Annotated in this window: 20 protein-coding genes; 11 read left to right on the top strand and 9 right to left on the bottom strand. The window is 65.9% G+C overall.

All coding sequences use genetic code 11. From position 1 onward, the window contains the following. Positions 1–337: 337 nt before the first annotated feature. On the top strand, positions 338–1,354 hold the full coding sequence (locus tag ULB03_RS13320; RefSeq protein ID WP_322483572.1) for a sulfotransferase family protein: 1,017 nt from the start codon (positions 338–340) through the stop codon (positions 1,352–1,354). A gap of 24 nt (positions 1,355–1,378) precedes the next feature. Here the strand turns inward: ULB03_RS13320 and ULB03_RS13315 are convergent, their stop codons facing one another. Continuing rightward, complete coding sequence (locus tag ULB03_RS13315; RefSeq protein WP_322483571.1) at positions 1,379–1,669, bottom strand: hypothetical protein; 291 nt, start codon at positions 1,667–1,669, stop codon at positions 1,379–1,381. Positions 1,670–1,854: 185 nt separating this feature from the next. On the opposite strand from ULB03_RS13315, the gene ULB03_RS13310 reads away from it, so the two are divergent. Beyond that, positions 1,855–1,989 (top strand): hypothetical protein, encoded by a 135-nt coding sequence (locus ULB03_RS13310; protein ID WP_322483570.1) that lies wholly within the window; start codon positions 1,855–1,857, stop codon positions 1,987–1,989. A 106-nt stretch (positions 1,990–2,095) separates the two neighbouring features. Here the strand turns inward: ULB03_RS13310 and grxD are convergent, their stop codons facing one another. The 4 genes from grxD to purQ all read right to left on the bottom strand — a co-directional run bounded on the left by grxD (position 2,096) and on the right by purQ (position 5,966). Further along, positions 2,096–2,434 carry a Grx4 family monothiol glutaredoxin gene (gene grxD, locus ULB03_RS13305; protein ID WP_145733687.1) on the bottom strand — a complete coding sequence of 113 codons (339 nt, stop codon included), beginning with the start codon at positions 2,432–2,434 and terminating at the stop codon, positions 2,096–2,098. Positions 2,435–2,651: 217 nt separating this feature from the next. Further along, a complete protein-coding gene (locus tag ULB03_RS13300; RefSeq protein WP_040846404.1) occupies positions 2,652–2,888 on the bottom strand; it encodes a BolA family protein in 237 nt (78 codons plus the stop codon). Positions 2,889–3,060: 172 nt separating this feature from the next. After that, positions 3,061–5,280, bottom strand: coding sequence for a phosphoribosylformylglycinamidine synthase subunit PurL (gene purL, locus ULB03_RS13295; RefSeq protein ID WP_322483569.1), 2,220 nt, complete (start codon positions 5,278–5,280; stop codon positions 3,061–3,063). Further along, positions 5,277–5,966 carry a phosphoribosylformylglycinamidine synthase subunit PurQ gene (gene purQ / locus ULB03_RS13290; RefSeq protein WP_322483568.1) on the bottom strand — a complete coding sequence of 230 codons (690 nt, stop codon included), beginning with the start codon at positions 5,964–5,966 and terminating at the stop codon, positions 5,277–5,279. Before purQ ends, purL begins: the two co-directional genes overlap by 4 nt. 555 nt (positions 5,967–6,521) lie before the next feature. On the opposite strand from purQ, the gene ULB03_RS13285 reads away from it, so the two are divergent. Next, a complete protein-coding gene (locus ULB03_RS13285) occupies positions 6,522–6,911 on the top strand; it encodes a hypothetical protein (RefSeq protein ID WP_322483567.1) in 390 nt (129 codons plus the stop codon). Positions 6,912–7,085: 174 nt separating this feature from the next. After that, on the top strand, positions 7,086–8,477 hold the full coding sequence (locus ULB03_RS13280; protein WP_322483566.1) for an NAD-dependent succinate-semialdehyde dehydrogenase: 1,392 nt from the start codon (positions 7,086–7,088) through the stop codon (positions 8,475–8,477). Positions 8,478–8,540: 63 nt separating this feature from the next. On the opposite strand, the gene galA is transcribed toward ULB03_RS13280, so the two are convergent. Next, complete coding sequence (galA, locus tag ULB03_RS13275) at positions 8,541–11,099, bottom strand: beta-galactosidase GalA (protein WP_322483565.1); 2,559 nt, start codon at positions 11,097–11,099, stop codon at positions 8,541–8,543. Positions 11,100–11,242: 143 nt separating this feature from the next. On the opposite strand from galA, the gene ULB03_RS13270 reads away from it, so the two are divergent. Then, positions 11,243–11,473 (top strand): AbrB/MazE/SpoVT family DNA-binding domain-containing protein, encoded by a 231-nt coding sequence (locus ULB03_RS13270; protein WP_322483564.1) that lies wholly within the window; start codon positions 11,243–11,245, stop codon positions 11,471–11,473. Positions 11,474–11,519: 46 nt separating this feature from the next. On the opposite strand, the gene map is transcribed toward ULB03_RS13270, so the two are convergent. Further along, complete coding sequence (map, locus tag ULB03_RS13265; RefSeq protein ID WP_322483563.1) at positions 11,520–12,296, bottom strand: type I methionyl aminopeptidase; 777 nt, start codon at positions 12,294–12,296, stop codon at positions 11,520–11,522. Next, complete coding sequence (locus ULB03_RS13260) at positions 12,296–12,517, bottom strand: ParD-like family protein (protein WP_322483562.1); 222 nt, start codon at positions 12,515–12,517, stop codon at positions 12,296–12,298. Before ULB03_RS13260 ends, map begins: the two co-directional genes overlap by 1 nt. A gap of 1,141 nt (positions 12,518–13,658) precedes the next feature. Here ULB03_RS13260 and ULB03_RS13255 point away from each other — a divergent pair. Further along, positions 13,659–15,383 carry a Y-family DNA polymerase gene (locus tag ULB03_RS13255; RefSeq protein WP_322483561.1) on the top strand — a complete coding sequence of 575 codons (1,725 nt, stop codon included), beginning with the start codon at positions 13,659–13,661 and terminating at the stop codon, positions 15,381–15,383. A gap of 244 nt (positions 15,384–15,627) precedes the next feature. After that, entirely contained in the window at positions 15,628–18,879 is a 3,252-nt protein-coding gene (locus ULB03_RS13250) for an error-prone DNA polymerase (protein ID WP_322483560.1), read from the top strand. Between the two features lie 20 nt (positions 18,880–18,899). On the opposite strand, the gene ULB03_RS13245 is transcribed toward ULB03_RS13250, so the two are convergent. Further along, positions 18,900–19,640 carry a hypothetical protein gene (locus ULB03_RS13245; protein WP_322483559.1) on the bottom strand — a complete coding sequence of 247 codons (741 nt, stop codon included), beginning with the start codon at positions 19,638–19,640 and terminating at the stop codon, positions 18,900–18,902. Positions 19,641–19,770: 130 nt separating this feature from the next. Between ULB03_RS13245 and ULB03_RS13240 the strand changes: the two genes are divergently transcribed. The 4 genes from ULB03_RS13240 (at position 19,771) to ULB03_RS13225 (ending at position 21,704) form a co-directional block, all read left to right on the top strand. Beyond that, the gene (locus tag ULB03_RS13240; RefSeq protein WP_322483558.1) at positions 19,771–20,187 is read left to right on the top strand and encodes an OB-fold nucleic acid binding domain-containing protein; all 417 of its coding nucleotides are present in this window, start codon (positions 19,771–19,773) and stop codon (positions 20,185–20,187) included. Between the two features lie 66 nt (positions 20,188–20,253). Then, positions 20,254–20,499 carry a type II toxin-antitoxin system Phd/YefM family antitoxin gene (locus ULB03_RS13235; protein ID WP_322483557.1) on the top strand — a complete coding sequence of 82 codons (246 nt, stop codon included), beginning with the start codon at positions 20,254–20,256 and terminating at the stop codon, positions 20,497–20,499. Positions 20,500–20,702: 203 nt separating this feature from the next. Continuing rightward, positions 20,703–21,454, top strand: a protein-coding gene (locus ULB03_RS13230; protein WP_322483521.1) for an IS5 family transposase whose coding sequence is annotated in 2 segments (ribosomal slippage) — positions 20,703–21,033 and positions 21,033–21,454 — 753 coding nt in all. Because the reading frame shifts where the segments join, the coding sequence is not laid out codon by codon here. Positions 21,455–21,488: 34 nt separating this feature from the next. Continuing rightward, positions 21,489–21,704 (top strand): type II toxin-antitoxin system VapC family toxin, encoded by a 216-nt coding sequence (locus tag ULB03_RS13225; protein WP_322483556.1) that lies wholly within the window; start codon positions 21,489–21,491, stop codon positions 21,702–21,704. Position 21,705 lies beyond the last annotated feature (1 nt).

The raw sequence follows: 21,705 nt of genomic DNA, 5'->3' as shown, positions 1-21,705 counted from the left end.
TGATGTTATGCGTGGGATGTCGGATTTCTGGGCGCCGGATTTGTGGGCATCGATCGGTGATGGCCTAGGTCTTATTGAGTAATTGTTGCAAAAATCTCGAATAAATACACAACAGTCATATGACAATTGTCGTCGATGTCATATGTCCAGTGGATTTTTGGATTAGGGGCGGCCTATCCAAAATAATCCGTTTTATCTGGTCAAGTTGCCGCATGGATTCTCATCCGCCTCCGTAACAGGAAGGTCACAAAAAGTACCTGTGACTTGTGGACGCAGCGTCACTTGGATTATTCCGGGTTGCTGTCGTTCGTCCAATCACTGCGATGAGGGCAGCGTCTTGTCGAACGCCTACGCCAAGAATTGGAATAGTCAAAGCCGCAGCGGCAGCGTGGTTTCCGGTCGCGTCCGACCGGCCGTCGGGAGCGGCGGCACGATAGACCGGCTGCGGCGGCGCTTCGCCGACTTGCCCGCGCCGGTCATCGTCTACAACAAGTCGCATTCCGGCAGCCGGCTGCTGGCCCAGATGCTGGAGGACCAAGGCGTTTTCATTGGCGGCCGGCTGAATGAATCCAACGACGCCATGGCCATCCTGCCCCTGGTGGAACGATTGGTCGAGGATTACTACCCCGATTACCAGTCGCTGTGGGACCAGGATTGGCCCGTGGACTTGGAGGCCCTGTTCGTCACGGCGATGATGGAGCATCTGGACGGCTATGACGGACATTCCCCCTGGGGGTGGAAGCTGTGCGAGACGACGTACATCGTCCCCATCATCGCCGCGGTTTTCCCCAAGGCGCGCTTCATCCATCTGCTGCGGGATGGCCTGGACGTGGCGTTCAGCGACCATGTGCCGCCGCAGGCCCGATTTTGGCGCAAGGTCTACTTCAACAACGGCGACATCCAGGGTTGGCGCGGCCTGTCCATGACCAACCGCGCCTATGTCCGGCGGCCCCACATCTATAACGCCCTGCACTGGCTGAATTCCGTGGAAGTGGGCCGCACCTATGGCGCCATGTTGCAGGGGCGCTATCTGGAGGTCCGGTATGAGGACCTGTGCCGCGACTTCCTTCCCACCTCGCGCCGCATCCTGGGCTTCATGGGCCTGGCGCCCGATGAGGCGGCGTTGACCGCCCGCGCGGCGTCCATTCGCAAGGGCACCATCGGCAAGCACCATCGCCATCGTCGCCAGCGCCGCCAGGTGCTGCGCCTGATCGAGCCGACGCTGCTGTCCCTGGGGTATCTGGATGCCCCCTCCCAGCCGGGCCCCCTGTGGCGCCTGCGGGAACGCTGGTACAGCGCCCTGCGCGAGTTGGGCAAGGGATGGGCCCGGCTGTGTCAGGCCGTGCGGGCTTAGGGAATGCGGGCTTAGGAAATAAGTCTAGCCGGCCGCCTTGCTCAGGCGCCGGCGGTTGGCGCGCACCTTGCGGCGGTAATGCGCCAGCACCTTGGCGGCGGCGCCATCGGCGGTAACGCCCAGGCCGCCCGTCAGGGCCCGCGCTTGCAGGTCCAGGCCGGCGGCGATCTTCTCATTCACCATGCGTTGCGCCTCCGTCTGGGCGGCGTCCCCGCCGGCCGCCAGTTTCAAGGTGCGCAGGGTGATGACCTGCAGCGCCTCCACGCCCAGCAGCCAACTATCGAAGCCATTACGCATCCAGGCGTTTTTTCCCATCGGTCATCTCCGGACTGATATTTCCTGGCCGCCCTCTTCTGAGGTGAAGCGGGACAGCCAGGCTTAAACGGCGGTGTTCCCGTCCTGGTTCCGGCGATCGGCCGCATCAGCGGGAACAACTTCGGCGCTTGCGCCGTTTCCGTGATGGTCGGCCCCGTCATGGCCAATCCCGGTCATGGCCAGTCATGGTGAGCCGACCTCAAGACCTGATCGAGCAAAAACGGAAAAATGAGGAGGTCGCGGCGATGCGTTACGGGCTTTTATGGCTGCTGGGGGTGCCGTTACCGGTCCTGATCATCATCTACCTGATTTTCCATTGAGGCAGGCTGTTGGCGTCGTCCCCACGCCACGCTGACCTACAGAAAGCCAAAGGGCCGCGCCCGGTATCCCCGGGGCGGCCCTTCGTCAATCCGATATGCGCTGCGATCAGGCGGCGGCCTGAGCGGCGATGCCCTTCTCGGCCAGCAGCTGCACCAGCTCGCCGGACTCATACATGTCGCGGACGATGTCGCAGCCGCCCAGGAACTCACCCTTCACGTAGAGCTGAGGGATGGTCGGCCAGTTGGTGAATTCCTTGATCCCCTGGCGCAGGGCCGGGTCGACCAGGATGTCGATGCCCTTGAACTTCACGCCCAGGTGGCTCAGCACCTGCACGACGGCGGCGGAGAAGCCGCACTGCGGGAAAACGGGGGTGCCCTTCATGTAGAGCACGACGTCGTTCTCGGTGATGTCGCGGCGGATGCGCTCTTCGACGGTCTTGTCCATGTACGATCGATCCTCTGGTGCCAATGCCGCCGCGGTGCAAGGGCGGCGGTTGGCGGTCTAACCCAAACCGGCGACTGGTCCCGCCGGTGCTGCCGGTGCCCAGGATACCGCGAGCGGTCAACCGGTTCACCAAACAACTTCACCCGTCATAAATGAGCGCGCGCCGGCCGTCTGTCCAGAGGGAATAGCCGGCGCATCGCCCCGCAAGGGTCGCGGATCAGTCCTGCGTGGCTGCCGTGGTCAGCGCCAGGGCATGCAGCTCATTGCCCATGCGCCCGCCCAGCGCGGCATACACCATCTGGTGCTGGGCCACCCGGCTCTTGCCCTTGAAGGCCGCCGCGGTGACGTAAGCGGCGTAATGGTCGCCGTCGCCCCGCAGGTCCTCGATCCGCACCTCGGCGCCCGGAATGCCTTCCCGGATCAGCCGCTCGATTTCAGAGGCGTCCATGGCCATGTTGGTAACCCTTTCCCTCAAACGCCGGGCGCCGGCATCCGCCGGCTTGGCTTGTCCTCAATTTCCAGTCCGCTGACGCTCCCCGGAAATCTCCGGCGCCTGCGGTCGCAGGCTACGGCGGCATGAAGATCTTCATGCCGCCGATTGGCGCGTAAGCGTCGGGTTACGCAGATCAGGCGTCGCCGGCCATGTAGCCGGGTAGCCAGCCTTCGTGCACCGCGCGCAGGTCGGCCAGCGCCAGGGCGCCGCCGCCCAGGCCGGTGAGGGCGTCGCCGCCCACCGTGCCCAGGGTGGTGACGGGTACACCGGCGGCCTTGGCGGCGTCGGTGACCGCGGCCACGTCGCCAGCGGCGGCGGTGATCAGGTAGCGGCCCTGGTCCTCACCGAACAGCAGGCCGGCGTCCGCCGCCTCCAGGCCGGTCAGGGCGACACCCTTCTTGCCGCGCAGGGCCATTTCCGCCAGGCCCACGGCCAGGCCGCCGTCGGCCAGGTCGTGGCAGGCGGTCAGCTTGCGGGCCTCGATCAGGCCGCGCACCAGGTCGCCGGCACGGCGCTCGGCCGCCAGGTCGACCGGCGGCGGGGCGCCTTCCTCACGGCCGTGCACCTCGCGCAGGTACAGCGACTGGCCGACATGGCCTTCCGTCTTGCCCAGCAGCAGGACCACGTCCCCCTCGGCCTTGAAGCCGCTGCCGATGGCCAGCGTGCTGTCCTTCAGCAGACCCACGCCGCCGATGGCGGGGGTGGGCAGGATGCCTTCGCCGTTGGTCTCGTTGTAGAGGCTGACGTTGCCCGACACGACGGGGAAGTCCAGGACGCGGCAGGCCTCCGCCATGCCTTCGATGCAGCCGGCGAACTGCCCCATGATGCGGGGCTTCTCCGGGTTGCCGAAGTTCATGTTGTCGGTGATGGCCAGCGGCAGGGCGCCCACGGTGATGATGTTGCGATAGGCCTCGGCCACCGCCTGGGCGCCGCCGCGCACCGGGTCGGCGTAGCAGTAGCGCGGGGTGCAGTCGGTGGTCATGGCCAGCGCCTTGGGCGTGCCGTGCACCCGCACCAGGGCGGCGTCGCCACCGGGGCCGATCATGGTGTCGGCGCCCACCTGGCTGTCGTACTGCTCCCAAATCCAGCGGCGGGAGGCGAGGTCCGGCGTGCCCATCAGGGCCAGCAGGGTGTCGCGTGCCGACGCCTTCAGCGGGGCCTCCGCCGCGGCGATCTCGGCCTGCGGCGGGGTGGGCTCGGTCGGGCGGTTGTACAGCGGCGCCTTGTCGAACAGGGGCGCCAGCTCCACGTCGCACCAGGTGTGGCCGTGCATACGGATGACCATGCGGCCGTTGTCCGTCAGCTTGCCGATGACGGCGAAGTCCAGTTCCCACTTGTCGAAGATGCGCTTGGCCTCTTCCTCACGGCCGGGCTCCAGGATCATGAGCATGCGCTCCTGGCTTTCCGACAGCATGATCTCATACGGGGTCATGCCGGCTTCGCGCTGGGGAACGGCGTCGAGGTCCAGGTCGATGCCCAGGCCGCCCTTGCCCGCCATCTCGACGGAGGAGGAGGTGAGGCCGGCGGCGCCCATGTCCTGGATGGCGACGATGGCGTCGGTGGCCATCAGCTCCAGGCAGGCTTCGATCAGCAGCTTCTCGGTGAAGGGGTCGCCCACCTGCACCGTCGGGCGCTTGGCTTCGCTGTCCTCGGTGAACTCGGCGGAGGACATGGTGGCGCCGTGGATGCCGTCGCGGCCGGTCTTCGATCCCACGTACACGACGGGCTTACCCACGCCGGCGGCCTTGGAATAGAAGATCTTGTCCGTCTGGGCCACGCCCACGGTCATGGCGTTGACCAGGCAGTTGCCGTTGTAGGCCTTGTGGAAGTTGGTCTCGCCGCCCACGGTGGGCACGCCCACGCAGTTGCCATAGCCGCCGATGCCGGCCACCACGCCCGCCACCAGGTGGCGGGTCTTGGGGTTGGCGGGCTCCCCGAAGCGCAGGGCGTTCAGGTTGGCCACGGGGCGGGCGCCCATGGTGAAGACGTCGCGCAGGATGCCGCCCACGCCCGTCGCCGCACCCTGGTAGGGCTCGATGAAGCTGGGGTGGTTGTGGCTTTCCATCTTGAAGATGGCGGCCTGGCCGTCGCCGATGTCGATGACGCCGGCGTTCTCACCAGGGCCGCAGATGACCCAGGGCGCCGTCGTCGGCAGCTTCTTCAGCCACACGCGCGAGGATTTGTAGGAGCAATGCTCCGACCACATGACGGAATAGATGCCCAGTTCCGTCAGGGTGGGCGTGCGGCCCACGCTTTCCAGCATGCTGGCGTATTCGTCGGGCTTCAGGCCGTGCTCGGCCGCCAGCTCGGCGGTAACCTTCGGTTCGCGGTCAGGGGTGTGGGTGACGCTCACGACAGGCTCTCCAGCAGGCTGGTAAACAGGGCGCGGCCATCGGTGTTGCCGTGCTGCGGGTCAAAGGCGCGTTCCGGGTGGGGCATCATGCCCAGGACGGTGCGCGTCTCGTTGAAGATGCCGGCGATGTTGTTGGTGGCGCCGTTGGGGTTGCCGGCCGCGTTCACCACGCCGTCGGCGTCGGTGTAGCGGAAGGCCACGCGGCCCTCGCCCTCCAGGCGCTTCAGCGTTTCCTCATCCGCGACGTAATTACCCTCGCCGTGGCCCACCGGGATGCCGATGTGCTGGCCCGGGGTGTAGTGGCGGGTGAAGGGGCTGTCGGTGTTCTCCACCTTCAGGTCCACCGTCTTGCAGATGTACTTCAGCGACTGGTTGCGGATCAGCGCGCCGGGCAGCAGCCCCGCCTCCGTCAGGATCTGGAAGCCGTTGCAGACGCCGATGACCTTGACGCCCTTGGCGGCCCGTTCCTTCACCACCCGCATGACGGGGGAGTTGGCGGCCATGGCGCCGCAGCGCAGATAGTCGCCGTAGGAGAAGCCGCCGGGCACGGCGATGACGTCGACCTCGGGCAGGTCGGTGTCGCGGTGCCAGGCGTGAAAGGTCTTATGGCCGGAAACCTGTTCCAGGGCCACGGCGATGTCCCGTTCACAGTTGGAACCGGGAAAGACGATGACGGCGGACTTCATGGGGGCCGCATATCCAATCGTTGGAGGCCGGGGAAGGCGGGATTCCCGCCGATCTTAAGCCGGCGCTGCACCCGTCGTCTTGTGCGGCGGAAGCTAGCCGCGCCGCCCGGTGAATGCAAGGCGCGGGGGCGGGGGGCTACCCCGCGCGGATGTGGGGGCGGGATATGCGGGGAGCACCGGACTGTGGTGCTGCGGTTGACCAGAACAAAAAGAGAACATATAGTGCTATTCCATCAACCTGGAGAACAAACATGGATGGCTGGCAGCGTCGATACCGTTTGAGCAATGGAGCGGGTGGCTTGGGGCTCAGTTGCACGGCGGAAGGTCTAGCCCTGGCCGGCGTGCCCTTGTTGGCCAAGGGCGCCAGCGGTTTCCTAGTGCGTCCGGCGGCGGAGGTGGTGTTGCTATTGAAGCGGGCCTATGGAGGCGAGGAACCGAACGACACTGGGTTTACCCATAAGGGCTGGTGAGGGAGCGGTGCTCGTTGCATCGCTCCACTGGGAGTGGCGCCGATGAACGCTTGCTTCGATAAGGGCGCGCTTGCGAGGGGATGAAATGCCACTCCGTAAATATCTGAATAATAACCATGGAATAGCATTATTATTGATTTCTTTAATTTTGGTTTTTGTATCTAATGGTGCTAAAAATAAAGAAGAGTCGTTGCCGTTGCCCGTAATCACAATGCGCGCACGTTGGATCGCCCAAAAAGCCGTTGAGGCGGAAGAGAGGATCAAGCAAGGCGATTTCAAATCGGCGAATGATCTGCTTAAGCAGGCTCTAAAATCTCTTGGTGAGTGCCAGAGGCCTGGTGTTTTTGATGATACTGATCAGGGTATGGCTGTTGCCCAGGCTAACGAAGATGACGGCGACCTGGAAAACGCTGCGATCGACAGATATGCCGTGCTTAGGGCACGCATGAGTTCGTGCCCCCAAACACTCCCGTGATCGTCGCTTTTCCCGTCGCGTCTGTAGACCCGGTGTGACGGTCCCCTCTCCAGTGGCCTGCGATGTCCCATCCCTCGATGGCGGCCTTGACCCACGTCATGGTCCCGAACCGGACGGGGTGCTCCGATAGGGGTGGCCGGGACGTTGTGCCGGCCAGCAACGGAGGATGACGCCATGCCGTACGCGACCACCAATCCCTATACCGGCGAATTGCTGAAGACCTTTCCCGACGCCACCGACGCGGACGTGGACCGCGCCCTGACCGACGCCCATGCCGCCTTCCTGGCCTGGCGGGAAACGCCCTTCGCCCATCGCGCCGGCATCATGCAGAAGGCGGCCGACATCCTGCGGGCCGAGGCCGACGCCTACGCCCGGCTGCTGACGCTGGAGATGGGCAAACTGTTCACCGAGGCGAAGGCGGAGGTGGAGCTGTCCGCCCGCATCTTCGAATACTACGCCGAGAAGGCGGAGGCGCTGCTGGCGCCGGAGAAGCTGCCGGTGGCCGATCCGGCGGAGGGCGAGGCCGTGCTGGTGTGCGAGCCGCTGGGCGTGCTGCTGGCCATCGAGCCGTGGAACTTTCCCTATTACCAGATCGCCCGCATCATCGCCCCGCAGTTGTCCGCCGGGAACACGATGCTGCTGAAGCACGCCTCCAACGTGCCGCAGTGCGCCGCCGCGTTCGAGGTGCTGATGCGCCAGGCGGGCCTGCCCGACGGGGCTTTCCGGAACCTGTACGCCACCCGCCAGCAGATCGAGCGCATCCTGAACGACCCGCGCGTCCACGGCGTGGCCCTGACGGGGTCGGAGGCGGCGGGTGCCGTGATCGCGGCCCAGGCGGGCAAGGCGCTGAAGAAATCCACCATGGAACTGGGCGGGGCCGACGCCTTCGTCGTGCTGGCGGACGCCGACATGGAAAAGACCGTCAAGTGGGCGGTGTTCGGCCGGCATTGGAACGGCGGCCAAGTCTGCGTCTCCTCCAAGCGCATGATCATCGTGGATGAGGTCTATGACCAGTTCCTGGACCGCTACATCAACGGTGTCGCCGGCCTGAAGGCGGGCGATCCCTTCGACGCCACCACCACCCTTGCGCCGCTGTCATCGCAAGGGGCCGCCGACGAGGTGAAGGAGAAAATCCGCGAGGCGGTGGCTTACGGCGCCAAGGCGACGGAGGTGGGCCCCAAGGTTCCCAACCAGGGCGCCTTCGTCCAGCCCACCATCCTGACGGAGGTGGGGGAGGACAACCCCGCCCGCTATTGGGAATTCTTCGGCCCCGTCTCCATGCTGTTCCGCGCCAAGGACGAGGACGACGCCGTCCGCATCGCCAACGACTCCCCCTTCGGCCTGGGCGGCTCCGTCTTCACCCGCGACACCCAGCGCGGGGCGGCGGTGGCGGCCCGCATCTCCACCGGCATGGTGTTCGTGAACCACCCCACCATGGTGAAAGCCGACCTGCCGTTCGGCGGCATCCGCCGTTCCGGCTACGGCCGCGAATTGCTGGGCCTGGGCATCAAGGAGTTCGTGAACCACAAGCTGATCGACGTGGTCGACATCGACGCGCCGTTCTGAGCGTTTTTTTGGGGGCGACACCCGGGCGCGGCATTGGCGCCGCGCCCGGGTGTTTGTACATCGTTAGGCTGGGCCGACGCTGGCCACCGGCGCCGCCTTTTCCAGTGACAGTTCCACCGTGGCCGCCTTCAGCCCCTCGGCCTTGGCGGTCACGCGCACCGTGCCGGCTTGCTTGCCCGTCTGCACGATGGCGCCGCACAGGCCCTTGAAGGCCTTGCGATAGGGCGCGTGGTCGGGTTCCAGGCTGGTGGGATCGCCGTTGCCCACGCCCAGCAGGCGGGCGCCGCCCCCCTCCAACGATGCGATGGTGAAAGTCACCAAATGGTCGGCGTCGGGCACCAGGCGGCCTTTGGCGTCGACCACGCTGGCGGACAGCACGGCCACGTCGTCGCCGTCGGCCAACAGTTTGACGCGGTCAGCGCTCAAGGTCAGGGCGTGGGCCGGGCCGGCGGTTTCCTGCCGTTGGGTCAGCACGCGGCGGCCGTCCTTGTAGCCGTGGGCCTCGATGGCGCCCGGCTGGTAAGGCACGGTCCATTCCAGGTGGCGGTTGCGGGTGACGTCCTTGCGACCCAGGCTGCGGCCGTTCACGAACAGCTCCACCGCGTCCAGGTTGCTGTGGCACCAGACGGCGATGTCCTGGCCCTCCCGGCCCGGCCAGGTCCAGTGCGGGAACAGGTGCAGGTGCGGCTGGTCCGGCCGCCACCAGGCGCGGTAGTAGTGGTAGTTGTCCTTGGGGAAACCGCACAGGTCCAGGATGCCGAAGTTGGACACGGTGTTGGGCCAGTCGATGAAGGGCGTCGGTTCCCCGCGATAGTCGAAGCCGGTCCAGGCGAAGCCGCCGGAGAGGAAGGGGCGGCTGTCGTAAAAGGTCCACCACTGTTCCGCCGTGCTGGCCCACTTGGGGTATTCGGTGTCGTAGGCGGGGACGTAGTGGCGGGCGTCGTCATGGGCATAGACGCCGCGCGTGCACACGGTGCTGGCCGTTTCCGTGCCGATCATGGGCTGATTGGGGAAACGGGCGTGGAAGGCGTCGATCTCATCCAGGTAGTAGTTGAAGCCCATGACGTCCAGCACCGGGCTGGCGCCCTGGCCGAACTTGCCGTTGAACGCCTCCGTGATCGGGCGGGTGCCGTCCAGGCGGTACACCGCGCGCTTCATGCTGGCGGCGATGCGGGCCCCCTGTTCCGTGCCGCGGTGGATTTCCTCGTTGCCGATGCTCCACAGGAAGACGGAGGGCCGGTTGCGGTCGCGCCGCACCATGCGCTCCAGTTGGCTCATCCCCTCCGGGTTGCTGGACATCTGGCGGGTTTCCTCCATCACCAGGATGCCCAGCCGGTCGCAGGCGTCCAGCAAGGCCGGCGCCGGCGGGTGGTGGGTGGTGCGCCAAGCGTTGGCACCCATCTCCTTCAGCCGTTCCACGCGATAGGCATGCAGCCGGTCGGGCACGGCGAAGCCCACGCCGGCATGGTCCTGGTGGTTGCAGGTGCCCTTCACCTTCACCGGGCGGCCGTTCAGGAAAAAGCCCTCGTTGGCGTCGAAGCGCAGGGTGCGGATGCCGAAGGATGTGTGATAGCGGTCGACCACCGCACCGCCCACGCTGACCTCCGTCACCAGGGTGTAGAGCTTGGGCGCCTCCAGCGACCACAGGGCGGGCGCGGGCAGGGGGACGGCCTGCGTGACGGCGCCCGTCTCCCAGGCCCCCAGCGCCACCGGCGGGGCGTCCAGTTGCACGGCGGCCTTGCCGTCTGGGTCCAGCACGGTGCTGCGGACGGTGAGGTCCGCCGCCGGCCCCTCGTTGGCCAGCTCGGTGGTGATGGTGAGGTCGGCGCCGCCGGGCGTCACCGTGCTGCGGACGAAGGTGCCCCACTGCGGCACATGGGCGGGCGCGGTCTTCACCAGCCAGACGGGACGATAAAGGCCGGCGCCCTCATAGGACCACGCCTCGCCCAAGGTGGCGTCCACGCGGATGACCAGGGTGTTGGCGCCGCCGATGTTGGCGAAATCAGTGATGTCCACGCGGAAGGGGGCGTAGCCGCTTTCGTTGGTGGCGACGATGAAGCCGTTCAGCACCACCAGGCAGTTGCGGGCGACCCCGTCGAACTCCAGCGACAGGCGGCGCCCGGCGTCACTGGCGGGCAGGGTGAAGGTGCGGCGGTACCAGCCGACGCTGGTCTCCGGGAACTGCCGCCCCAGGGGCTTGAAGCCCTGGTAGGCCATGGCCTCCGCCGCCTCCTTGCCCGGCAGCCGCGCCTGGGCGAAGGGCAGATCCACCGCCCAGTCGTGCGGCAGGGTGACGGCGGCCCAGTCTTTGTCATCGAAATCGGCCTTGGCCACCGGCGCGCTGAGGTCGCCGGACTTGGCGTAGGTGCTGCGGTCGGCGCCGAAGCCGAAATCCTGCAGCGGGTCGGCGGCATGGCCCAGATGGAAGCGCCAGCCGTCGTTCATCCGCAGCCGCTCACGCGGGGCCAGGTCGGCAGGCACGGGGGCGGGGGAGGCGGCGGCGCTTTGCGCTGGCGCCGCCATCGCCGACGGGACACCGGCTGGGACCGTGCTCAGCGCGGCCCCAAGGGTGGGCAGCGTGGCGGCGGTGGCGAGCAGGCGGCGGCGGGTCAAGTCGGGCATGGCAAGCGTCCCCCAGGGTGCGGCGTTTATAAATAATATATAATATCCAATTTGCGCCGCGTAAAAGCCTTATGACCTCTCAAGGCGCTTGATTGCCGGAAGCAGTCGGATACACGCTGGCGATCTGTAGGCGGGAGGGTGCCATGCGGGTTGTGAAGTGGGGGAACAGCCTTGCCGTTCGGCTTCCTGCGGCGGTGGTCGACGCTCTGGAATTGAAAGTAGGCGACGAGATCGAAATCCATGTCGCTGAGAGCCGGGAGTTCACCATCGCCCGCAAGCCCGGCCGGGAAGAATTGCTGAAGCGATTGCACGCTTATCGGGGACGTCTGCCGGTTGACTTCAAGTTCGACCGAGATGACGCCAATGCCCGATAGAGGGCTAGGCCGGTTGCGCATCATCAACCCTTTCAGGACCTAGCCACTATAAGCCGGCCCGCCGCTTGCGCTCCTCCGCGCGCAGGGTCAATACGCGCACGCCGGTGGCGGTGACGGCCACGGTATGCTCGAACTGGGCGGACAGCCTGCCGTCCACCGTCACCACCGACCAGCCGTCGTCCTTGGTTTCCACCTGGGCGCCGCCCTGGTTCAGCATGGGCTCGATGGTGAAGACCATGCCTTCCTTCAGGCGCAGGCCCGTGCCCGGCTTGCCGAAATGCAGGATCTGCGGTTCCTCGTGCATTTCCCGGCCGATGCCGTGCCCGCAATATTCCCGCACCACGGTATAGCCGTTCCGCTTGGCGTGGCGCTCGATGACATGGCCGATGTCGCCCAGGTGGGCGCCGGGGCGCACCTGGCGGATGCCCTGCCACAGCGCCTCATACGTCGTCTGCACCAGGCGTCGCGCGGCCGGCGCCACGTCGCCGATCAGGTAGGTCTTGCTGGAATTGGCGATGTAGCCGTTCTTCTCCAGCGTGATGTCGAAATTGATGATGTCGCCGTCCGCCAGGATGTCGGTGGCGGAAGGCACGCCGTGGCAGACGACCTCGTTGCGGGAGCAATTGAGGACGTAGCCATAGCCATACTGGCCCTTGCTGGCGGGGCGGGCGTGCAACTCATTGACGATGTAGTCCTCGACCCGGTCGTTGACCGCCAGCGTGCTGAGGCCGGCCAGGGGCATGGCATCCAGCATGTGGAAGACGCTGGCCAACAGGCGCCCGGCCTCCCCCAGCTTTTCGATCTCGTCAGGGCGCTTGACCATCAGGAGGTTGGTTCCAACTGGCGGGGTTCCGGTTCCAGGTGGACGGAGGCCATCTTCAACTGGATGCGCAGGATGTCGTTCAGCGACAGGGTGGGGTTGGCCTCCGCCAGCATGCCGATCTTCATCCAGTATTCGGCCTGGGCGTTGATGGACCGGCACAGCACGGTGCTGGCCTTGCGCACCTCCTCATGCAGGTCGTCGTCGATTTTCACGATGCCCATCGGGCTCTCCGATATATGAAACGTATATGGTTCATATAGTGGTGGCCGGGGGGCGTCAATTGGCGCCGTCGATTCCGGATAGTCCGATTTTGGGGGTGTCGACTCATCTTGACCGGGCTGGCGACTCCGGATTAGAACATAACAAGAACATCATTCCACCCCCGTGAGAACCAAGGCAGCATCCCCATGCCCGCCATTCCTCCCCCCATTTCCGCAGCCAACCCAATCACTCGCCCTGAAGAGGGACAGTTGGAGGGACCCCTGGACCGCCAGCGCCTGCTGGCGGTGCTGCGGGAACAGGTGCGCGCGGTGGAGGCGCCGGGGACCGGCCGAGGCGTGGTGCCGCTGGGGGTGCCGGCGGTGGATGCCCATCTGCCGATGGCGGGGGGCGTAAACGGCCTGCCGCGCGCCGCCCTGCATGAGGTGGCGGCGGCGGGCGCCTTGGATGCCGGCGCCGCGACCGCCTTCACGGCGCTGCTGGCCGCCCGGCTGGCGGAGCAGGTGCGCGGCCCCATCCTGTGGATGACGCGGGCGCCCGACCTCTACGCCCCCGGGCTGGATGCCCAGGGGGTGGGGCCGGGCCGGCTGGTGGTGGTGCATGCCGCGAACGAGGTCGACCTGCTGTGGGCCATGGAGGAGGCGCTGCGCTGCCCCCGCGTGGGCGCCGTGGTGGGGGAGGCGGGAGGCCTGGACCTGACGGCCAGCCGTCGCCTGCACTTGGCGGCGGAAGCGGGCGGCGTGCCCGGCCTGCTGCTGCGCCTGAACGCGGGCAAGGGGGGCGCCATGAAGGGCTTGAAGGGTACGGGGCGGGCCAGCGGGCGGGGCAGCACCCAGGCCACCGCCGCCGTCACCCGTTGGCAGGTGGGTACGGCCCCCATCCAGGAACCTCTTGCCGGAGATGGGGGTATGGCCGCGTCCGCCTTCACCGGCCCCGCCTGGCGGGTGGAACTGCTGCGCTGTCGTGGCGGCCGGCCGGGGGCGTGGACCCTGTATGAGCGCGAAGGCTTGACGCTGGAGGCGGCGGGCCAGGCGGCCGTGCCGACGCCGGAGACGCCACCGCCCGCCTCGGCCGTCGTTCCCTTCGCCTCGGCACAACTCACGCCCGACCGTCTCCCCCACTTGGCGCGCGGTGGGCTGAGCCATGCGCCGCATCCTGTCCCTTTGGCTGCCCACCTTCGCCACCGACCGCATCGCCCGTGGTCTGACGCCGCCGCTGGCCGCCGGCACGCCCCTGGTGACCCGCCTGTCGGACCGGGGGCGGCTGACCGTGGCGGCGGTGAACGCGGCGGCGCGGGCCAAGCGCCTGGTGCCGGGCATGGGCCTGGCCGACGCCCGCGCGCTGGAGCCGCAGGTCCACGTCGTGGATGCTGATCCCGAGGGCGACGTGGCGGCGTTGGGGCGCCTGGCCGACTGGGCCCGGCGCTACACCCCCTGGACGGCGGTGGACCCCGCCGATCCGCCCGGTTTCGGCCCAAAAGGACTTGGTGGGGGCCCTGGCCTGCTGCTGGACATCACCGGCTGCGCCCATCTGCTGGGGGGCGAGCATGAGCTGCTGCTGGATCTGGAACGCCGGCTGGCCAAGGCGGGGGTCGAGGGGCGGGCGGCCATCGCCGACAGCATCGGCGCGGCCTGGGCGCAGGCCCGTTTCGGCGCCCAGCTGGTGGTGCCGCCGGGCGGTGCGGCGGAGGCCCTGGCCGACCTGCCGTTGCCGGCCCTGCGCCTGGGTCCCGACCTGGTGGCCAGCCTGCGCCGCGTGGGCCTGCGCCGGGTGGGTGAGCTGATGCGCATGGCCCAAGGAACAGGAGGGGGGCAAGGCTCCAAGAACCGGGCGGCGCTGGCCGCGCGCTACGGCGCCCAGGTCGCCCTGCGCCTGGATCAGGCCCTGGGCTGGGTGGAGGAGCCACTGTCGCCCCGGCGTGCGCCCACCCGCCACACCGCCCGCCTGACGGTGGTCGATCCCCTCTCCACGCCCGAGGGCCTGGCCCAGGCGGTGCGCCATCTGCTGGGCCGGGTGGCGGCCAGCCTGACGGCGGCGGGGGAGGGCGCGCGCTCACTGGAGTTGGAGGCCTGGCGCATCGACGCCGGCCACGACACCCCGCCCCAGGTGCTGACCGTGGGCGCCAGCCGCCCCAACCGCGACCCCGCCCACCTCTGGCGCCTGCTGGAACCGCGCATGGACCAGCTGGAGCCGGGGGCGGGCTTCGAGACCATGGCCGTTTCCGTCACCCACGCCGCCCCCTTCGACGGCGGGCAGGCGGTGCTGAGCGCCGAGGGGCTGGCCGACCTGGCGGGGCCGCCCGTGACGGGGCCCGAGAAGGGGGAGACGCGGCTGGCGGCAACCCCCTGGTGGCCGATCCGCCCATCGCGGAACTGGTGGACCGGCTGGGCGCCCGCCTGGGGCCTGGCCGGGTGCTGCGCCTGCTGCCCCGGCAGAGCTGGATACCGGAACAGGCGGTGCGGGCGGTGCCGGCCGAGGCGCAGGACAACAGCCCGCCCGCGGCCCCGCCGGCGCCTGGGCCGCTCGCCTGGCCGGCCGACCGGCCGCGTCCCATCCGCCTGCTGCCCCGGCCGGAGGCGGTGGAGGTGGTGGCCCCCATCCCCGACGACCCGCCCCTGCTGTTCCGCTGGCGCGACCAGACCTATCGCGTGGGCCGGGCCGAGGGGCCGGAGCGCCTGCTGCCGGAATGGTGGGAGGGGGGCGAGCGCCGCCCGAACCCGAACCCCGAGCCCCGCGACTATTACCGGGTGGAGGATGGCGAGGGCCGGCGCTTCTGGCTGTATCGCCTGGGCCTCTACCACGCCGGCGGCCCGCCACCCCGCTGGTTCCTGCACGGCTTTTTCGGGTGATGCCTGCCCCACCCCTTAGCCGAGCCGTGACCGTTTGAGGATGCGCCCGGAGCGCAGCGACTAGGCCGCGACCGCGGCCGCCGGAACGTTTCGGGGAGCGTCAGCGGACTGAAACGTGAGGATAGCCAAGGGCCGGATGGCCCGCCGGGGCTTGAGGGAACCCTAGGCCGCGACCGCGGCCGCCGGAAGTTTCTGGGGAGCGCAGCGGACCGGAAACTGAGGATAGCCAAGGGCCGGATGGCCCGCCGGCGCTTGAGGGAACTATGTATTCAGAACTCCAAGTCGCCAGCAATTTCAGCTTCCTGCGCGGCGCTTCCAAGGCCGCTGACCTGGTGGAGGCGGCCAAGGTCTTAGGGCATGGCGCCATGGCGCTGACCGACCGCAACAGCTTGGCGGGGGTGGTGCAGGCGCATGCGGCGGCGCGTGAGCTGGATTTCCGCCTGGTGGTGGGCGCGCGGCTGGATTTGACGGACGGCCCGTCGTTGTTGTGCTGGCCCACCGACCGCGCGGCCTATGGCCGCCTGTCCACCCTGCTGACGGTGGGCATGCGCCGGGCGCCCAAGGGGCAATGCTTCCTGACCCGCGCGGATGTGGAGGCCCATGCCGCCGGCCAGATGATGGCGGTGGTGCCGCCGGACAGTCTCGACGCGGGCTTCACCGCCGACCTGGCCGATTACCGCCGCCGTTTCGGCCGCACCCTCAGCCTGTGCCTGACCCACCGCTACCAGGGCGACGACGCCCGGCGGCTGGACCGGCTGGCGGCCCTGGCGGAGGCGCATGGCCTGTCGCCGCTGGCCACCAACGACGTGCATTACCACCACCCAGCCCGGCGGGCGCTGCAGGACGTGATGACCTGCATCCGCGAGCATTGCACCATCCAGACGGCGGGCTGGCGCCTGGCCGCCAATGCCGAGCGCCACCTGAAACCGCCGGCGGAGATGGCGCGCCTGTTCCACCGCCATCCCCGCGCCCTGGCCCGCATCCGCGACATCGTGGAGGCCTGCACCTTCTCCATCGGCGAATTGAGGGCCGATTACCTCTACCCCTCCGAGGTGAAAGGGGAGGAAACCCCGCAAGGACGCCTGGTCCTACTGGTGGCGGTGGGGGCGGCAAAACGCTACCCCGACGGCGTGCCGGAGGATGTGCAAAAGCAGATCGACAAGGAATTGGCCCTGATCGGGGAACTGGGGTACGCGTCCTATTTCCTTACGGTCTTTGAGATCGTCGATTTCGCCCGCAGCAAGAACATACTCTGCCAGGGCCGGGGATCGGCCGCCAACTCCGCCGTCTGCTATTGCCTGGGCATCACCTCCATCGACCCGGTGCACAGCGGCCTGCTGTTCGAACGCTTCATCTCCACCGCGCGCAAGGAGCCGCCGGATATCGACGTGGATTTCGAGCACGAGCGGCGGGAGGAGGTGATCCAGCACATCTATGGGAAGTACGGCCGCGACCACGCCGCCATCGCCGCCACCGTCATCTGCTACCGCTCGCGGGGGGCCGTCCGTGACGTGGGCAAGGCCATGGGTATGAGCCAGGACACAGTGGCCCAGCTCTCGGCCATGATTTCCGGCTGGGGCACCGGCACGCCGGAGGAGGAGCGGGCGCGGGAGGCCGGGCTGGACCCCGACGACCCGCTGCTGCGCCAGGTGCTGGACCTGACGGGCCAGATCTCGAAGTTCCCCCGCCACCTGTCGCAGCATGTCGGCGGCTTCGTCATCACGCCCAAGCCGCTGGCCACCTTCTGCCCCATCATGAACGCCGCCATGGCGGAGCGGCAGAACATCGAGTGGGACAAGGACGATTTGGACGCCGCTGGCCTGATGAAGGTCGATGTTCTGGGCCTGGGCATGCTCAGCTGCCTGCGCCGGGCGTTCACCCTGCTGCGGGACCATTACGGCCGCGACCTGGACCTGGCCACCATCCCGCAAGACGACGTGGCGACCTATGACATGCTGTGCGCCGCCGACACCCTGGGCGTGTTCCAGGTGGAGAGCAGGGCGCAGATGTCCATGCTGCCCCGCCTGCGGCCGCGCACCTTCTATGACCTGGTGGTGCAGGTGGCCATCGTCCGCCCCGGGCCCATCCAGGGCGGCATGGTCCACCCCTACCTGCGCCGTCGCCAGGGGCTGGAGCCGGTGGACTACCCGTCGGAGGCGTTGAGGAAGGTGCTGCAGAAGACGCTGGGCGTGCCCCTGTTCCAGGAACAGGCCATGCAGATCGCCATCGTCGGCGCCGGCTTCACCGGGGCGGAGGCCGACGGCCTGCGCCGCGCCATGGCCAGCTTCCGCAAGCTGGGCGACATCGACACCTTCGAGGAGAAGTTCCGCACCGGCATGCTGAGGAACGGCTACACCGAGGAGTTCGCGGAGCGTTGCTTCAACCAGATCAAGGGCTTCTCCACCTACGGCTTTCCCGAAAGCCACGCCGCCAGCTTCGCCCTGCTGGTCTACGCCTCCGCCTGGATCAAGTGCCACTACCCCGACGTCTTCGCCTGCGCCCTGCTGAACAGCCTGCCCATGGGCTTCTACGCCCCGGCGCAGATCGTGCGCGACGCGGGGGAGCATGACGTGGTGGTGCGCCCGCCGGACGTGAACCATTCCGATTGGGACAGCCGGCTGGAACCGCCGGCACGCGGGCAGCGTTTCCAGACCCTGCGCCTGGGCCTGCGCCTGGCCAAGGGCCTGAGCGAGGCGGCGGTGCAGCCCCTGCTGGAGGCGCGGGGGCATGAGCCTTACGCCAGCCCGCAGGATTTGTGGCGCCGCGCCCGCCTGGCGCCCCGCACCCTGGAATTGCTGGCGGAGGCTGACGCCTTCCAGTCCATGGGCCTGGACCGGCGCCAGGCGCTGTGGGCGGTCAGCGCCCTGGGCGAGCGGTTGCCGCCCCTGCTGGACCTCGCCCTGGACGCGGAGGAGGGGACCGGCGATCCCTGGGCGGAGGAGCCGTCCCTGGCCACCCTGCCGGCCATGACCCTGGGGGAGCATCTGGTGGAGGATTACAGCCGCTTGTCCCTGTCGCTGAAGCGCCATCCCCTGAGCCTGGTGCGCGACGCGGTTGTGGCACGGCTGGCGGGCCTGGCGGCGGAGCCCAAGGAGAGGATGGCGCGCCGCTACCCCCTGATGCGAACGGAAACGCTGGAAACCCTGGCCGACGGCAGCCGTGTCGCCGTAGCCGGGCTGGTGCTGGTGCGCCAGCGGCCGGGCAGCAGCAAGGGCGTCATCTTCATCACGCTGGAGGATGAGAGCGGCATCGCCAACCTGGTGCTGATGCCCGAGACCTTCACCGCCTTCCGCCGCCACATCCTGGGCAGCCGCCTGCTGCTGTGCCTGGGGCGGGTGGAGAAGGTCATCGCCCCCACCCAGGACAAGGGCCCCAGCGCCACCCCCGTCACCCACATCCGCGCCGAACGCCTGATCGACTATTCCGACCTGCTGTCCCGTCTGGACGAACCCACCGGCGCCGCCCCCGCCCGCCGCGCGGACGCGACCTTCCCCGACGGGCGGAACTTCCGGTGAGAGGATTTGTTGGAATTCACTTAATCTGCCTTAAAGCTTCCAGGTTCCATCCATTTATCAAAAACAATATTTTTACCTCCTATGGGTTCTCCATTTCTTGGAATTTTCACTTGATATGTTCCGCCATTTTCGTATCTTTGATGTATCTCGTATATAAATCTGCTTGAGTGTAATTTTCCTTCTTCATTTGGCGATGCATATGTTGCGCACCCTGTGAGGGTTATTCCTATGTATGGCATTCCGCTTTTCATAATATTATTTGCTTTTTCTTTTTCTAATACTGTGTAAATTATATCATATTCTCTAATTTCATTTGGGAAAATTGTATCGACTTGGTTATGTTTTATATTCTTTGATTGGCACTTTCTCTCTAGATTCTCAATTCTCTTATCGGATGTGATTCCTATTTCTGGTGCAGCATTAATTCCAGAGTATAATGCCGGAACATTTCCGACATTCTTGAGAGTAAATTTTAAGTCAACGCTCATAATATCATTATTAATGATAATCCCTTTATCTCCAATACTAACTTCAACTGATATCCATGGTCTTTGTGTTTGTAAAAATGATCTATTTGAAATATCGGCTGATTTCCACGCAAAAAATGCGCTGGCAGCACTGGATATAGCCGAAATCATAGCTACGGTTTCTTTTTTGCTTTGAAGCACCTTTTCTAATAGCGGTATAGTTTTTTTAAATAATGTCTTAATTTTATTTAAGAAAAACATTTTACAATAAAGATTATTTAATATTATATGCATGTTTATTTCCCAATTATATTTTGATTTGATGATTAATCAGGTATGTTTTGCGCCATTGTAAATTAATGGATAAATTCATCAAGGCTTATAATGAAAGCTACGAAACGTAGCGGCCAAGCCTCAGGAGAGGATGACGCGCCGCTACCCCCTGATGCGCACGGAAACGCTGGAAACCCTGGCCGACGGCAGCCGCGTCGCCGTGGCCGGGCTGGTGCTGGTGCGCCAGCGGCCGGGCAGCAGCAAGGGCGTCATCTTCATTACGCTGGAGGATGAGAGCGGCATCGCCAACCTGGTGCTGATGCCCGAGACCTTCACCGCCTTCCGCCGCCACATCCTGGGCAGCCGCCTGCTGCTGTGCCTGGGGCGGGTGGAGAAGGTCATCGCCCCCACCCAGGACAAGGGCCCCAGCGCCACCCCCGTCACCCACATCCGCGCCGAACGCCTGATCGACTATTCCGACCTGCTGTCCCGCCTGGACGAACCCACCGGCGCCGCCCCCGCCCGCCGCGCGGACGCGACCTTCCCCGACGGGCGGAACTTCCGGTGACGTTGACCAACTCGACCAATTGGCGCCGCTGTGATATATTTGGTCAAGTTGGTCAGGAGGGGTGCCATGGCTGAGCCCGTTAATCTTTACGACGCTAAGACGCATCTGTCGCAGTTGGTTGAGCGGGCCGCCGCGGGTGAGGAAATCATCATAGCGAAGGCTGGACGCCCCATGGCCCGTCTCGTGCCGCTGGTGGCGTTGGAGGGGCCACGCGTGCCTGGCTTATGGAAAGGCGAAATTGAAATCGGTCCCGACTTCGACGCGCCATTGCCGGACGAAATCGCCCGCGCTTTCGGAAGTGGCGTGTCGTGAGACTATTGATCGACACGCACATTCTGCTTTGGTGGATGACGAACGATCCGGCGCTACCGGCCATCGCCAAAGCGACTCTTCAAGACCGACGCTCACAAATCTTCGTAAGCGCGGCATCGATTTGGGAAATCTCAATCAAGCAGGCCCTAGGGCTTGTTGAGATTTATCTTCCATCCGTTGCTTGGTCGTGATTCAAGCTTCGGATGGAACGCTTTGTACTGACCGATGCCCAATGGGCGAAGATGGAACCGCATTGCCTTGGGAAGCCGAGTGATCCAGGGCGGAGCGGTAGCGACAATCGCCTTTTCATTGAGGCGGTGCTTTGGATAGCGCGGACGAGCAGCCCCTGGCGAGACCTTCCCGCCTCGTTCGGCAAGTGGAACACGATCTTCAAACGTTACCGTGACTGGGTCAAAGCTGATGTTTTCATTCGGCTTTTCGAGGCGTGCTCGGACGAGCCCGACATGGAATACGCCATGGTTGACGCCACCATCGTCAAAGTCCACCGGCATGGTCAGGGCGCAAAAGGGGGACTCAGAGCCAGGCCATAGGTCGCTCCAAGGGCGGCATGACCACCAAGATCCTGGCTCTTACGGATGCGCTCGGAAACCTGGTGCGTTTCGTCCTCCTGCCAGGCCATCGGTTTGACACTGTTGGTGTCGCCCCTTTGATCCAGGATTTGGAGTTCGGCGGATTGATCGGTGACAAAGCCTATGACTCTGCCACCATCATCGCCGATCTGGACGAGCGTGGCGCCAAGGTCGTCATCTCCCAGCATCCTCGCCGGGCAAGTCCACGCAAGATTGACGCCGAGATATATAAGTGGCGTCACCTCATCGAGAATTTCTTCTGCAAACTCAAAGAGTTCAAACGCATCGCCATGCGCTGCGACAAAACAGATCAGAGCTTCTCAGCCATGATCTATCTCGTCGCAGCCGTCATTCACTCCAGATGATTCTCAACAAGCCCTAGGCCGACTGAAGTTTTCATTGGACGGCATTGAAGAACAGCTGGCTAAAGCGGGTTTCACGCCACTCGGTATCGATGTCGCCCACGCGGCGAGGGCAGGCACCCTGCCGCCGCATCACCAGGATCCATTCGACCGCATGCTTGTCGCTCAAGCGCAACTCGAAGGACTGACGCTGGTATCCGTCGATGCAATCATGCGCCGGTATGCCGTTGCCATCCTTGGGCATGACGGTTGAG

Origin of the sequence: Nitrospirillum goiasense, from assembly GCF_034427435.1 — a bacterium.
Classification (GTDB): Bacteria; Pseudomonadota; Alphaproteobacteria; order Azospirillales; family Azospirillaceae; genus Nitrospirillum.
This window is presented reverse-complemented; position numbering and strand designations above follow the sequence as displayed.